At 46.7% G+C, this 14,435-nt stretch carries 10 protein-coding genes and 1 pseudogene; 7 read left to right on the top strand and 4 right to left on the bottom strand.

Going from position 1 to position 14,435, the window contains the following annotated elements; genetic code table 11:
* Positions 1–8 precede the first annotated feature (8 nt).
* Positions 9–2,324 (top strand): hydantoinase B/oxoprolinase family protein, encoded by a 2,316-nt coding sequence (locus BM613_RS06515; RefSeq protein WP_109430363.1) that lies wholly within the window; start codon positions 9–11, stop codon positions 2,322–2,324.
* A 10-nt stretch (positions 2,325–2,334) separates the two neighbouring features.
* Positions 2,335–2,838 (top strand): acetone carboxylase subunit gamma, encoded by a 504-nt coding sequence (locus tag BM613_RS06510; protein ID WP_109430362.1) that lies wholly within the window; start codon positions 2,335–2,337, stop codon positions 2,836–2,838.
* 60 nt (positions 2,839–2,898) lie between these two features.
* Here the strand turns inward: BM613_RS06510 and BM613_RS06505 are convergent, their stop codons facing one another.
* Positions 2,899–4,866, bottom strand: coding sequence for a sigma-54-dependent Fis family transcriptional regulator (locus tag BM613_RS06505; protein WP_245926287.1), 1,968 nt, complete (start codon positions 4,864–4,866; stop codon positions 2,899–2,901).
* A gap of 184 nt (positions 4,867–5,050) precedes the next feature.
* Here BM613_RS06505 and msrA point away from each other — a divergent pair.
* Positions 5,051–5,599 (top strand): annotated as a pseudogene (gene msrA / locus BM613_RS06500) (peptide-methionine (S)-S-oxide reductase MsrA); the annotation flags it as partial.
* A 33-nt stretch (positions 5,600–5,632) separates the two neighbouring features.
* Entirely contained in the window at positions 5,633–6,928 is a 1,296-nt protein-coding gene (gene codA / locus BM613_RS06495; protein WP_245926286.1) for a cytosine deaminase, read from the top strand.
* Positions 6,929–6,939: 11 nt separating this feature from the next.
* Here codA and BM613_RS06490 read toward each other — a convergent pair whose 3' ends face one another.
* Together BM613_RS06490 and BM613_RS06485 are read right to left on the bottom strand one after the other, a co-directional pair.
* Complete coding sequence (locus BM613_RS06490; RefSeq protein ID WP_109430360.1) at positions 6,940–8,094, bottom strand: TIGR04053 family radical SAM/SPASM domain-containing protein; 1,155 nt, start codon at positions 8,092–8,094, stop codon at positions 6,940–6,942.
* A gap of 252 nt (positions 8,095–8,346) precedes the next feature.
* Complete coding sequence (locus BM613_RS06485) at positions 8,347–9,003, bottom strand: peroxiredoxin (protein ID WP_109430359.1); 657 nt, start codon at positions 9,001–9,003, stop codon at positions 8,347–8,349.
* A gap of 112 nt (positions 9,004–9,115) precedes the next feature.
* Between BM613_RS06485 and BM613_RS06480 the strand changes: the two genes are divergently transcribed.
* Positions 9,116–9,559 carry a Fur family transcriptional regulator gene (locus BM613_RS06480; RefSeq protein WP_109430358.1) on the top strand — a complete coding sequence of 148 codons (444 nt, stop codon included), beginning with the start codon at positions 9,116–9,118 and terminating at the stop codon, positions 9,557–9,559.
* Here BM613_RS06480 and BM613_RS06475 read toward each other — a convergent pair.
* On the bottom strand, positions 9,550–10,851 hold the full coding sequence (locus BM613_RS06475; protein WP_109430357.1) for an MFS transporter: 1,302 nt from the start codon (positions 10,849–10,851) through the stop codon (positions 9,550–9,552). The two genes, BM613_RS06480 and BM613_RS06475, sit on opposite strands and share 10 nt — an antisense overlap.
* A gap of 243 nt (positions 10,852–11,094) precedes the next feature.
* On the opposite strand from BM613_RS06475, the gene BM613_RS06470 reads away from it, so the two are divergent.
* Together BM613_RS06470 and recQ are read left to right on the top strand one after the other, a co-directional pair.
* Positions 11,095–12,510: an APC family permease gene (locus tag BM613_RS06470; protein ID WP_109430356.1), complete on the top strand. Its 1,416-nt coding sequence runs from the start codon at positions 11,095–11,097 to the stop codon at positions 12,508–12,510.
* A 99-nt stretch (positions 12,511–12,609) separates the two neighbouring features.
* Positions 12,610–14,406 (top strand): DNA helicase RecQ, encoded by a 1,797-nt coding sequence (gene recQ / locus BM613_RS06465; RefSeq protein WP_245926285.1) that lies wholly within the window; start codon positions 12,610–12,612, stop codon positions 14,404–14,406.
* Positions 14,407–14,435: the final 29 nt, after the last annotated feature.

Here is a 14,435-nt window from a genome sequence, read left to right as displayed (position 1 = left end):
GGGTTATTATGGCAACGCGGCAAGATGATCTCAGTGTAAAGCCAGAAGGGTTATTACACCAACAGTATCGTCGAACGATCGGCTGGAATGGAAAAACATTAAAAGCAATGCGTGAAGAAGTGGATCGTCTTACAGAAGAAAGCGGTTACTACGCAGGATTGAAAGAATTGCCCTTTAAGCAGTCAGATCCGATTCGCTTTGAGAAGATTTTTTCAAAATTGCGCGGTGGGTTAGTGCATGCGCGTGAAACTGCAAAACGTGTGGCGGCCTCTCCAATCGTCGAACAAGAAGGCGAACTGTGCTTCACATTGTACACGCCAGAAGGAGATTCAATCGTTACATCGACTGGGATTATCATTCACGTGGGAACGATGGGAGCGGCCATTAAATACATGGTCAACCACAATTATGAGGAAAATCCCGGAATCGAACCAGGCGATATATTTTGTAACAATGATTGTCAAATTGGTAATGTCCATCCTTGTGATGTTCATACGATCGTCCCGATTTTCTGGGCTGGCGAAGTGGTCGGATGGGTTGGGGGCGTGACGCACGTTATCGATACTGGCGCTACGGGACCGGGAAGTATGACGGTAGGCCCTGTGACACGCTATGACGACGGATACCAAATTGCCTGTAGGAAAATCGGAAAAAATGACATCTTGTCTCAGGATTGGGTCATCGAAAGTCAGCGTTCGGTGCGTACAACGAAGTACTGGTTACTCGACGAACGGACGCGCATTGCAGGTTGTCATATGATTCGCGATCTCGTGCTCGGGATTATCAGCGAAGAAGGGGTTGACAGCTACAGGCAATTTACGCGCGAGGTGATTGAAGAGGGACGCCGCGGGTTGATCAACCGCGTCAAAGCGATGACAATTCCAGGTAAATATCGCCAAGTGTCTTTTGTAGACATTCCTTATCGGCATGAAGATGTCGAAGTTCCTCCCTATGCAAAAGTGGACACGATTATGCATGCGCCGTCTGAAATTACCATACATCCTTCCGGACAGATGGAACTTGATTTTAGTGGTTCAAGTCGATGGGGATGGCATAGCTACAATGCAACTACAGTCTCCTTTACGAGCGGAATTTGGGTGATGTTGACGCAGACACTGATCCCCAATGACCGAATTAATGACGGTGCTTATTTTGCGACGAAGTTTGATTTGCCCTATGGAGCCTGGATGAACCCAGATGACATTCGGACAGCACACAGTTATGCATGGCATTTCTTGGTGTCTGCATGGAGCCCTCTGTGGCGTGGATTAAGTCGTGCCTATTTTGCCCGTGGATATATTGAAGAAGTGAATGCTGGAAATGCAAATACAAGCAACTGGTTGCAAGGTGGCGGCTACAATCAGTATGGGGACATTCACGCTGTGAATAGTTTTGAAGCAGCTGCAGAAGGGATGGGCGCATGTGCTGTCAAGGATGGTCTGGATCATGCTTGTGCGATCTGGAATCCAGAAGGTGACATGGGCGATATGGAGATCTGGGAGCTAGCGGAACCGCTCGTGTACCTTGGCCGGAGTATTAAGCCCAATACTGGTGGTTATGGCAAGTATCGTGGCGGATGTGGCTATGAATCGTTACGTATGGTGTGGGGAGCAGAAGATTGGACGATGTTCTTCATGGGTAACGGGTATATTTCAAGTGACTGTGGTTTGATGGGTGGCTACCCAGCCGCTTCTGGATATCGTTTTGAAGCTCATGGTACGGATCTAAAAGAGCGGTTTGCTAATCGTTTGCCGTTCCCACAGGGCGGCGATGCAAGACCGGCGGATGCAGGATATGAGCAAGTCTTACAGGCGGATGTGGTCAAGCGGGATAAACAAGCGATCACAACAGAACAGATTTTTGAAAATCACGATCTGTATCTTAACTATCTGCGCGGTGGTCCGGGATTTGGCGATCCTTTGGAGCGCAACCCCAAAGATGTCGAAAAAGATCTAAACGGTGGGTATTTGTTGCCAGAATACGCGCAAAAGGTTTATGGCGCTGTCTTTACAAAAGATGAGCGTGGGCATTATCAGGTCGATGAAGTGGCTACACAAAAACGTCAACAGGAGATTCGCAAAGAGCGTTTAGCGCGCGGGGTGCCTACGCGCGAATGGATGAAGACAGAACGCGAGCGCATCGTGGCAAAAGACGCGGCGGTTCAAGTTCGCCATATGTATGCGACGAGTTTTGAAATCACCCCCAAATTCCTCGAAGAATTTAAAGAATTTTGGGATTTGCCTGTGGATTGGAATTTGCTAGAGCAAGAATTGGAAATGCCGACGTTTGGGTCGAGCCATCGCATGGTAAATAAACAGAAATGAGGGGACGTCAATGGCAGAGTATGATCGCGCGACGATTGAAGAATTAATTGATGGAACGATTGACTTTTTTAAATTGAAAGAAATGCTGTCCTCTTTTAAAGATCCTGGGCGTTTCGATACCTATATCGAAGTTTTACAGGATCGTGTAAAATGGCAGGATCGCATCTTACTGCCCTATGGGTTGCATCTGTACGTTGTGCAAAAGACAGATGGGAAACGGATGATTAAGTGCGACTGTGGGCATGAATTCTGTGATGCTAACGACAATTGGAAGTTGCACGCACTGGTCTATGTGCGAGATACAGAAGATAGAGTACAGGAACTGTATCCGGAATATTTGGCGCCGGATCCAAAATGGCAGGTGATCCGTGAATATTACTGTCCGACTTGTGCAACGCAGCTTGAGGTAGAGGCTGTCACGCCATGGTATCCGGTGATTCATGATTTTCAACCGGACATTGATGGATTTTATAAGGAATGGTTGGGACGTCCTGTACCTGATCCAGCAGGTTAAAAAAGATAAAGCAAGTGGCCGGCTCTCAAGAGGAGTTCGGCCTCTTGCTTTCTAAGTTGACTAAAATTCGATCAATCCATATTTTCGTAGTCGTCGATAGACTGTAGATCGCGCCACTCCCAACTTACGACTGAGTTCTGATAAATTCCCATTTGCAGCTTTTAATAGTTGGGCGAGTTGTGCGCGCTCCTCGCTTGTGTCTGAGGCGAGGGGCATCAGTTCGGGAGCTAATTCCGTTGTTTGCGTAGGCAGACGCAAATAAAGCGGCAAGTCATCCCAAGTAATGCAGTTGTTTTGACAAAAAACAGTCGCATGTTCGAGCACGTTTTGTAATTCGCGGATATTGCCACGCCACGTATAGCGTTGAACGAGGTATTCCAGCACGTCGTCTGCGATCACCGGAATCGGGATCTTATGCTTTTGTGCGAGCTGTGTCAAGAGATGTTCGGTGAGCAAAGGAATGTCGTCACGTCGCTCGCGTAGCGGGGGTAGCGCGATATTGATAACGTTTAAGCGATAATACAAGTCTGAGCGAAAAGTTTGTGCGTACACTTGTTCTTGTAAGCTGCGATTGGTCGCGGCTACGATGCGTACTTGCAAAGGAATTTTACGAGATCCTCCTAAGCGAACAACTTCTTTTTCTTGCAAGACACGCAACAAATAGACTTGGGCATCAAGTGGCATTTCACCAATCTCGTCTAAAAAGAGCGTTCCGTTTTGTGCTTCTTCAAATTTCCCCCTTCTTCCTTCACGCGCAGCTCCCGTAAATGTACCGGGTTCGTACCCGAAAAGCTCACTTGCTAGCAAGTCTTTAGGGATTGCTCCACAATTGATTGCCACAAAAGGGCCAGCATGTTTTGGACTCGCTTCGTGAATTGCGTGAGCAAACAGTTCTTTGCCCGTACCACTCTCGCCTTGAAGTAAGATGGGAATGTCAGTTTGTGAGGCGATATCGCACTGATTGATGGCAGCTTTAATCACAGGTGAACGTCCGATGATTTTCGACCATGGACCGGAGTTTTTAGGATGTGGGGTTCTGAGTGTCTGTCTGCGGGATAAAACTAAAATGAATCCTAGACGCCGATCAGATTGGGCGACACGATAGACCTGTGCAAACTCGTCAATTGACTCAAGGTAGATTCCATAGGACTCACGGGTTGAACTGGGGGCGCTTTCAAGTAACTGACTGTGTAAAGCGTCCACCTTTAAAATTTCTGTAAGGGGGAGGCCAAACTTTTTCAGGGTGAGTTGTTGAGCTGCGTAATTACACTCTACAAGATGCAAACTATTATCAAACAAGAGTACGCCATCAGAAGGGAAACGCTTACACAAATTTGAATACTCATTGAGTAAAGAGAGACGGTGTTTCAATGACTCTGAATACACGCTGTCTTCGATTACGCGTGATGCGGTAGTGATCATGCCAAGTGTATGAGACTGTGCTCGTTTCCAGGGACCTGTTACATCAATAGCACCAAGTGTTTCGCGTGTGAGCGGATCGCGAATAGGAGCAGATGAACATACCCAATCATGCACACCCGAGCAGAAATGTTCAGCTGCAAACACTTGGACAGGCTCTCCTGCAGCCAAACTGGTCCCAATGGCGTTAGTTCCTATGGCCTGCTCGCTCCAATCTGCCCCGAGCGTGAAGTTCATGAGCTCTGCTTGGCGCAAAACTTGATGGTCCCCGTCTAAGTAAATAATTCTCCCTAATTTATCGGATAGTGTGACTAAATATCCTGTTTGCTGTGCATGAGTGGTTAGCTGTTGGAGAGTGGGGAGTGCGTGTTCATACAATTGAGATCGTTGAATCAAGGACTCGATCTCACTAGAAGCGAGTGAAACATACGTTTCTTTAGAGAGTGGGTTGATTCCTTCGCGTAAACAACGCGCCCACGACTCACGGATCAACGGGCGTAGAACGACAGAACTATTCGGATCGGAGAGAAAGCGTGACCAGTTTTGATCAGATTGATTTCGGTATGCATACAAATTTTCTGGGGTCAAATCAAGAAATTGTGAATGCAAGTTGGCTGCCTCCTCCCACGGTGATCCTATGAAAATACTAGAGATTACAGAATAGTTAGAGAATCAAGTTTATTATACAGATGAATCGTGACAACTACAATACTTCGTTTCTATCGATCGTATGTAATGTAGTACCATGGTACAATAAAGACAGCTAGCCAATCAGGAGAGGTGTGAAAAGTGCGTGGAAACGCGTGGCTATGAAAAAGCGACATTTGCGGGTGGATGTTTTTGGTGCATGGTTAAACCTTTTGATCAATGGCCAGGCGTTATCCGCGTTCTCTCCGGCTATACTGGTGGCCATACAGAAAATCCTTCCTATGAAGAAGTATGTACGGAGACGACGGGTCATTGCGAAGCGGTTGAAATCACCTTTGATCCTGCATTGATCTCGTATCGCGAGCTGCTTGATATATTTTGGCGTCAGATCGATCCGACAGATGCAGACGGGCAGTTTTATGACCGGGGTTCTTCTTATCGAACAGCGATCTACTATCACACAGAGACACAACGATTGGAAGCAGAAGCGACAAAACGCGAAATCGCTGAGAGTGGACGCTTCTCTAAACCGATTGTCACGGCAATTTTGCCAGCGGGCTCATTTTATCCAGCAGAAGCGTATCACCAAGATTACTATAAGAAAAACCCTTTTCACTATATGCGTTATCGCGAAGCGTCTAGGAGAGATGAATTTCTCGCTTTGTATTGGCAAGACCAACGCGAGTTTAAAGACTAAAAAAATATAAAAAGCATAGAGGGTGATGAATTGTACGATTTACTGATCCGAAAGGCGCGTATGTTAGATTCACATGAATTGGTAGACATCGGGATACGCGATGGCGTGATTGTAGAGATCGCGCCTCACAGTCATGAAAAAGCAAAAGAAGAGATCGATGCGAAGGAAAATGTACTTTTACCCCCGTTTGTAGAATCCCATATTCACTTGGATTCTGTCTTAACTGCAGGGGAACCACGTTACAATGAAAGTGGCACCTTATTTGAAGGGATTCAGGTTTGGACAGAGCGTAAGTCTTCTCTCAGTGTTGAAGATGTGATGAAACGGGCGCTTGTCGCTTTAAAGTGGCAAGTAGCTCAAGGGATCTTGCATGTGCGGACGCATGTCGATGTGTGTGATCCTAATCTCACTGCGCTAAAAGCGCTGCTAAAAGTTCGAGAGAGTGTGGCGCCTTATTTACAACTGCAAATTGTCGCATTCCCTCAAGAAGGAATTCTTTCTTATGAAGGTGGAACAGAGCTATTGGAAGAGGCGTTGCGCCTCGGAGCGGATGTAGTTGGAGCGATCCCACACTATGAGTACACGCGTGAGATGGGGATTGACTCATTGCACACCTGTTTTAATTTGGCACAAAAATATGAGCGTTTGATTGATGTGCATTGCGATGAAATTGACGATGAGCAATCGCGATTTGTTGAGACGGTTGCGGCACTTGCATTACAAACAGGACTGCACGAGCGGGTTACGGCTAGCCATACGACGGCCATGCATTCATATAATGGTGCGTATGCATATAAGCTGTTGCGCTTAATCAAGAAATCGCGAATCAATATGGTGGCCAATCCACTGATTAACATCACATTGCAAGGGCGTTTTGACAGTTATCCAACGCGGCGTGGCGTTACCCGGATCAAAGAAATGTGGCAGTCGGGAATCAATGTAAGTTTAGGTCATGATGATATCTTGGATCCTTGGTATCCGCTTGGGACCGGGAGTATGTTGCAGGTGGCCCATATGGCTGTGCATACGTCTCATCTTACCGGGATGCAAGAAATTGCTGAGACACTGCAGATGGTTACAAATCGTGCAGCGCGCACACTGAATATTGAGTCGTCCTATGGAATTGACGTAGGCAAACCAGCAAGCTTACTCCTTGTGCCGGGTGAAAACGCGTTTGATCTTATTCGACGGCAGCCGTTGCCGCGTTATGTGATCAGTCGCGGCCGGGTGGTTGCGACGACTGAGCCAGCAGTGACGACTGTCTTTACGGAGCGGATGGAACAAGTCGATTTTCGCAAACCAAGCGCATGGACGAATTCTCTCTGATGCTTTACAGGTTAAATGCTAATCAGTTTTTTTGTCAGGGGATCATAGTTGCAAGCTGGATCAGATCCTAGTGGATCGCGTTCATAACTATAGGCTCGTGAACGTGAACCGCCACAAGAGTCGCGATATTCACACAGACCGCATTTGCCGCGAAAGCGTCCCGCACGAATCGCCTGCAGCGTGGGATGATCGCGATAGATGTCGACCAACGCTTGTTGACGTACATTGCCTAGAGCAATGGGCAGAAAACCTGCAGGATATACAGTCCCATCATGCGAGACGAAAATAATGCCCTTACCATCGCGTGTACCCCTTGTCTGGGCTTTTGGCAGAGATGTTGGGGAGCCAAGTCGCTGTTTTAGCTCAGCAGATAGTCGTCGGTATAGTGGACCGAGGTGAAAGTGTTTCGCGATGTCTGCTGTGATCGCTGTATTTTCGGGATCAAACGATTGGCGTTCTAAGGCTACTCGTCGGAAAAAAGGAGCTTCGACAGTACGCACAGTGATTCCATAGGTGGAAGCTTCGTAAAGCAAGTGGGAGACATCTTCACACTCCACTGCTGAAATTTCTTGTGAGTCCTTCCCACGGCCTACGTGAATGAGAAAGAATACTTCCCATATGTGCACGCCGATTTCTTTTAATCGTTGGAGTAGATGGGGGAGTTCTGTGACATTGTCGCGCATGACCGCCGTGTTGACTTGTACTTCAAAGCCAACTTGAACGAGTTTGCGTAATGCGGTGAGTGTCTGTTCGAAGTGTCCTGGGATTCCCCGAACCGTTTCGTGTGTCTCTGCTGTTGCTCCGTCTAGACTGAGTGATACGACTTTCACACCGAGGTCACGCATCTTTTGAATGTTTTCATCTGTCAATCGCGGAGTTACACTGGGCGCCATTCCGACTGGAATTTCAAGAGCACGTGCTTTTGCCACGAGTTCAAAGACGTCATCGCGCATCAGGGCATCACCGCCAGTTACGATCAACACCGGATAAGGTCGGCCAAATGCTGTCAGACTTTCAATAAAACGAATTCCTTCCTCGGTGGAAAGTTCTCCGTTCATCGGTGTTGCAATCGCTTCGGCACGGCAATGTTTACATGCCAACAAGCAGGCGCGCGTTGACTCCCAAAACACGAGAATCGGACGTTCATTGAAATTTATCGTTGTCATCGCGTTTTCCTCCAGTGTAAAAACGGATCTTTGCTTGCCCTAGGTAGATTCTCTTGATCGTCTTCTCTCGCAAGTGTAGCGGCAAACGCGCTTCAGTTCATGCCCCATTTAGACTGTACGAGACGAGTTCATTCAGACTAGTCTTTCGTTTCTATGTGAAAACAGGCAAAGCGCGCAACTCATTAATAAGTCGCGCGCTTTGCCTGTTTTCGTAAGTAGCTTTTGTTGTGCTGTCTGTCAACCGTTTATTTGCTACAGTTTTTTTAGCCGTAGGTACCAGGTTTTATAATCGTATCCTTTAGCTTCTGATTGTTGCTCACTCTCAAGCTGATCAGCTTCAGTTGGAGCAGGAACGACCACGGGGTCGCCGGGATTCCAGTTTGCGGGTGTTGAAGTTCCATATTTGTCAGTCGTTTGTAGAGAATCGATGAGGCGTAAAATTTCCGAAATATTTCTTCCTGCGCTTAAGGGATAATATAACATTGCACGCAGTACGCCTTTGTCGTCAATCACGAATACGGCACGAACAGCTGCTGTGGTAGCTGCTTTGGGATGGATCATGCCATACAGTGTGGCCACTTTCATGTCTAGATCAGCGATGACGGGAAAAGGGACTTTTATTCCAAATACGCGCTCGATCTCTTGCAGCCAAGCAAGGTGAGAGTGTACGCTGTCAATAGAGAGACCGATTAATTGTACGTTGCGTTTTTCGAATTCATTAGCACGAACGGCAAAGCTTTGAAATTCTGTGGTGCATACAGGTGTAAAATCAGCGGGATGTGAGAAGAGCACGATCCACTTGCCTTTATAGTCGCTGAGTTTGATTCTGCCTTGTGTCGTGAGTGCTTCGAAGTCGGGGGCTGGTTCATTCAAACGGGGAAGTGTTACGGTTTGTTCTCCTGTAGTCATGAGAATGACCTCCTTTTGTAATTAGAATAATTATAATCTATACTAGAGGCATTATAACTAACCTCTAAGGGAATAGCAAGCAGCAATTTTGCATCTGAAAGGGGACATTTGTATGGATCACTGGGACGCAATGGAAGTTCTAAAGGATGTGAATTTGCGTGCGACACCGCAGCGAATTGCTGTCCTCAATGTGCTAAAAATGTTGGGGCAGGCACATCCGACAGCAGAAGAAATTTATGTCGCCCTCAAGCAGGAATTCCCTGCAATTAGTTTTGCTACAGTGTACAATACCCTAAAATCTTTTCTTGATGCAGGGTTACTCCATGAGTTGCGTTTTGGCGATAAGGCGAGTCGCTATGATTTGAATACGCAGGCGCATCATCACTTACTTTGTGAAGTATGTGGCGATCTAATCGATATCTATCTACCAGAGGTAGACGTAGCACAAGTTTTACGCGAACATGAATTTGCAATGAGCGGATACCACGTGGAGATCCGAGGGGTATGTAAAACTTGTCGTGAACACACTTTACACAAAGCGGATACTCATTTATAGGTGTCATAAGTCTTGATTCTGTGGTTTTCGTCTCCGAGGTTTGTAGAGATGCAGTCGCTATCTTGTAGAAAGGCAACCGGTTGCTGATTCGTTTCGCGTGTAGTATACAGTGTGACGATAAACCCTGTGAATGCTGCCATTGCAAATAAGAGCAGTCCTGCACTTACACCAAGACTTGTCGACAGCAAAGCGTATCCCATTACACCGACAACCCCCCCAATGCGTCCAATGGCCTCGGTGATTCCTTGGCCTGAAGCGCGCATCTCCGTTGGAAATTGTTCTGCCGGAACAATGACCGTTGTCTTATCCGGACCCAAGGCGCCAAATGCATACGTCGCTATGAGTGCAAGGATTACACAGAATTTGTTGTCTTCCGCTGTTGAGAAAGTGAGAGCTGCTAATGTAAAAAGCCCAAGCGCGCGACCTAAAAAACCCCAAATTTGCAAGGGGCGACGCCCTTTGCGATCAATGAGGAAAATAGTTAGAAGTGCAGCCGGAATGGTCACGGTTTTGACCATGAGGCTCGCTGCTACGTCGCGTGCAACCGATGCACCGAGTTGACCTACGAGAAAGGTCGGTAAAAAGAGGGATAACCCTTGATCGCTAATTTGATATAAAAACCAGTTAACCCCATTTATCGCAATCATTCTGCGCATCCTGAGATGCCCCCAGGTGGTTTTTAATTCAGTAAAAGTGGCTACATGACCGCGTAGCCAGAGTGGCGATTCCGGGAGAGCAGAACGGAAATAAAGGAGGGGCAATGCGAATAAAGCCCCAAGTGCTAATGTATAGCGCCATCCATTTGCACCAAGCAACAGACAGAAAGCGCCTACACCATAAGCCCCTAGCATTCCAAAATTTGCAGCCCACATGACTGCGGCCATGATCCTGCCACGCGTAGTTTCTGACAGCATCTCAGAAAGGTAGGGGAATGCCGTTGCAAAGTCTGCACCAATTCCCACACCAACAATGAATCGAGCAGCAATGAAAATGGTGATATTCGGAGCGACTGCACTAATTGCTTCTGCTACAACAAACGTCGCAAAGTCAAAAACTAAAACACTGCGCCGCCCGAAACGGTCTGCCAAAATGCCCGCGCCAAGGCTACCGATGATCATCCCTAAAAGTGAGGACGATCCCAAAAGTGATTGCTGCCAACCTGAAAGATGCCAAAGGACGATCAATTTTGGCAATGAGATGGAGATCGAACCCAGATCATATGTTCCTACTAAGATTCCCCAGGCGGTGAGGAGAATCATGAGGCGATCAGTAAAACGTATAGATAATTTCATAGAGAACCTCCGCAATGGGTGCCGTCTGTCGAAGCTATGACATTTTGTAGAACAACTCGTGAATGATGTTAGTATATACTAACAAGCGCGGCGGGTAAACCGTATTCTTTCCGATTAAAATGAATCAAAACTATTGTGAAAATTATTGTCTTGTATGAAAAAATACGTAATTGTTACGATTGACAAATTGGGTGTGAAGCTATAATGTTTTTAGTAATTAATACGATTTAGTGGAGGGCAAGAATGAGTAGAGTCAATGCAACCCAAGAATTGGCGAAAGATGCAGTTGGTTTTTGGGGTTTAGTCAGTCAAAGTATTAGTGGAATGGCACCTTCTTGTGACGTGGTAGCCTTTATGACGGCCGGTGCTGCGTTTGCGATGGCTGCTCTCCCCCTCTCTTATTTGCTTGCATTTCTCGTCATGTTTATAGAAGTCAATACATTGTATCACCTTTCTAAGCACAGGACGACAGCGGGCGGGTACTATGGATATGTCGCCGCTGGACTAGGCCCGCGAACTGCAGTTTTTACTGCTTTTATGGTGATTTTTTATCAAATTGTAAGTGTTGCAGGGATTCCAGTGTATATCGGTGGCGTATTTTTACCTGGCTTATTTGCGATGATCCATGTGACAGTCCCTAATTGGATGTGGATTGTCTCGATCTTTTTCTTTATTGGGGTGCCTTTGCTGCTAGGGATTTCGGGGATTCGACCTACGATTCGCTTTATTGTGCTCACAAGTCTGATCGAAATCGCATTTTTAGTTGTTGCCTCGCTTCTAATTATTGCTCGTGTCCACCCAGCAAGTCCGTGGATGCCATTCTCTCCTTTTCCAGTAGGAATAAAAGGTGTGGCGCTCGGGATGATTTTTGCAATTACGAGTTTTATTGGAGTGGGCAGTCATGCACCGCTGGGAGAAGAACTTCGTAGCCGCGCACAAACTCGCGGAAAAGTTGTCGGGCGTGCTGCGATGATCTCACTTACGCTTGTTGGCACGGCACTCACTTTATCTGCGTATGCATTGACAGTAGGCTGGGGTGTGAATCGCATGGCTAGTTTTGCCGCAAATGGTGCACCGGGGGTCGTGGTGTTTTTACACTATTTAGGACCTGTTGGTGCGATTGCGCTGATTGTGCTTGCATTAAATAGTGCGTTAGCTGATGGAATTGCGCTGATTACAAGTTCATCGCGCATTTTGTATGCGATTAGTCGAGATGGACTTGCACACGAGTCTTTCGCCCAGGTCAACGGTCAAGCGGCACCACGTGCGAGTATTGTGTTGCTTGCGCTGCTTGCGATGGCTGTGGGGCTTATATCAGGCTTTCTACTAGGCGCAAATAACGCTTTTACGATGCTTACAACGGCGGTGCTGTTTGGATTGGTCGCGGCTCATACTTTGCTTAATCTTGCGGTGATTCGCTTGTATTGGCAAATGAAGGAACTGCACGTCGTTCGACATTTTCTCTTACCTATTCTCTCTACACTCATTTTGTGGGTCGTGCTTTATGAGTCGGTTTGGCCGATTGTGTATCCTTTGTGGATTTCGTCTGTATTGTTTTTGATCTTTGGGATGGCAATCGCAGGTTATATTTTATATTTACAAAGGCATCACAGATCTGCATTGGCAGGTGCGGATGGCCTTGCTACTGAGATTGTCTAGTGATCTTTTAGATTTCGCGCGTTTTATCGGAGATGAGAAGTTGCGCGATTTTGCCTCTGGAGGTAGTCTTACAAGGAGGTAAAATGGCGAGGTGTGAGGATGCAGAAAATAGATGGGCGGATGCAAGAGGCGCGCGCTAAGCTTTTTGAGTACTATGGTTATGATGCGTTTCGTGCAGGTCAGGAGAAGACCATTCAAGGGATTTTAGAAGGGCGTGACACAGTAGGCATTATGCCGACTGGAGGAGGGAAATCCATCTGCTATCAGATACCTGCGCTTCTCTATGACCGTTTGACAGTGGTTATTTCTCCGTTGATCTCGCTTATGAAAGATCAAGTTGATGCATTGCAACACCTTGGCATCGCGGCCACATTTATAAATAGCACACTTGCCTTTACTGAAGTGCGTGAACGTTTGCGAAATGCTGCAAGAGGAGCCTATCGACTTCTTTATATTGCACCAGAACGGTTGGAGTCGGAAGAATTTAGCGCTTTATTGCAAATACTGCAGCCTGCGTTACTCGCGATTGATGAAGCACATTGTCTTTCACAGTGGGGGCACGATTTTCGTAAAAGCTACCTTGCGATCGCACCGTTTTTGCAAAAACTAAGTCCACGTCCCGTTGTTGCTGCGTTCACAGCGACGGCAACGCCAGAAGTCGTGGAAGATATTTGTCAACAATTACAGTTGCGCGATCCTCATCTTGTTGTGACAGGATTTGATCGCGCGAATTTGCGTTTTTCTGTTTTGACCGGGCAAGATAAGCGCGCATTTGTCGCAAATTATCTTTTACAACACCGTGCAGATTCAGGCATTATCTATGCGACAACGCGCAAAGAAGTTGATGTAATCTACACGTGGTTGCACAAGCAAGGTTATGCGGTAGGGCGTTATCACGCAGGGATGAATGATGAAGAACGCAGTATGAATCAAGAGCAATTTTTGTACGATGAGACGCGAGTGATGGTTGCAACCAACGCATTCGGTATGGGGATCGATAAGTCGAATGTGCGGTTTGTGATTCACTATAACATGCCAAGGAATATTGAAGCGTATTATCAAGAAGCAGGTCGCGCGGGCCGTGACGGCGATCCTGGAGAATGTATTCTTCTCTATAGTCCGCAGGATATTCAGATACAAAAATTTTTAATTGAACAAAGTGAACTAATACCAGAGCGCAAACAGAACGAATATCTAAAGTTGCAGGCGATGGTCGACTATTGTCATACGTCGCAATGCTTGCGCGCATACATTTTGCGTTATTTTGGAGAGCAGCCAAAAGATCGCTGCAATGATTGTGCCAACTGTGCGGATGACAGCGAGCGCGAAGAGATCACGGTGCTAGCGCAGCAAATATTTTCTTGTATTTTTCGTGTCAAGGAACGTTTTGGAATCCAGATGATTGCGGCCATTCTGAAGGGTTCGAAAGACAAGCGTATTCTTCAATTAGGGTTAGATCGCTTGACGACGTATGGACTCATGCGGGGGAGGCCGGAAAAGGAGATTGTAGGTTATATTCAAAAGTTAATTGCTGATGGATATCTTCAAGTGACTGCTGGAAAATATCCCATTTTATTATTGCAACAAAAGGCGCTCGCTGTATTGAAAAATGAAGAAAAAGTCTATATTAAAGTGTTTGCGCAAAGAAATGCGGAGGTTTTTGATGATGAATTGTTTGAACGGTTACGTGCGTGGCGAAAAAGCCTAGCGCAAAAAGAGAACGTTCCCCCTTATGTGATTTTCTCGGATCATACGCTGCGCGAGATCGCTGCTTTGCGACCAGTGACTGCGAAGGCGCTGCAAAAAGTAAAAGGCATTGGCGAAATAAAGTTAGCGCGTTATGGCAGTGAGGTACTGCAGATCGTTCGTGAAGATGCGAATCCCCACTTCGAGTGACTCGGCACACTTGTGCGATACACTTTTCC

Origin of the sequence: Sulfoacidibacillus thermotolerans (genome assembly GCF_003144315.1) — a bacterium.
Classification (GTDB): Bacteria; Bacillota; Bacilli; order Alicyclobacillales; family SLC66; genus Sulfoacidibacillus; species Sulfoacidibacillus thermotolerans.
Note: the sequence above shows the minus strand (reverse complement) of the source record. Positions and strands in the feature narration are given on the sequence as shown.

What these genes read in the sequence shown, in the direction of transcription:
- recQ (WP_245926285.1), top strand. Translation starts at nt 12,610, where the DNA reads ATGCAGAAAATAGATGGGCGGATGCAAGAGGCGCGCGCTAAGCTTTTT.
- BM613_RS06485 (WP_109430359.1), bottom strand. Translation starts at nt 9,003, where the DNA reads ATGACTACAGGAGAACAAACCGTAACACTTCCCCGTTTGAATGAACCA.
- BM613_RS06480 (WP_109430358.1), top strand. Translation starts at nt 9,116, where the DNA reads ATGGATCACTGGGACGCAATGGAAGTTCTAAAGGATGTGAATTTGCGT.
- BM613_RS06470 (WP_109430356.1), top strand. Translation starts at nt 11,095, where the DNA reads ATGAGTAGAGTCAATGCAACCCAAGAATTGGCGAAAGATGCAGTTGGT.
- BM613_RS06515 (WP_109430363.1), top strand. Translation starts at nt 9, where the DNA reads ATGGCAACGCGGCAAGATGATCTCAGTGTAAAGCCAGAAGGGTTATTA.
- BM613_RS06490 (WP_109430360.1), bottom strand. Translation starts at nt 8,094, where the DNA reads ATGACAACGATAAATTTCAATGAACGTCCGATTCTCGTGTTTTGGGAG.
- BM613_RS06510 (WP_109430362.1), top strand. Translation starts at nt 2,335, where the DNA reads ATGGCAGAGTATGATCGCGCGACGATTGAAGAATTAATTGATGGAACG.
- BM613_RS06475 (WP_109430357.1), bottom strand. Translation starts at nt 10,851, where the DNA reads ATGAAATTATCTATACGTTTTACTGATCGCCTCATGATTCTCCTCACC.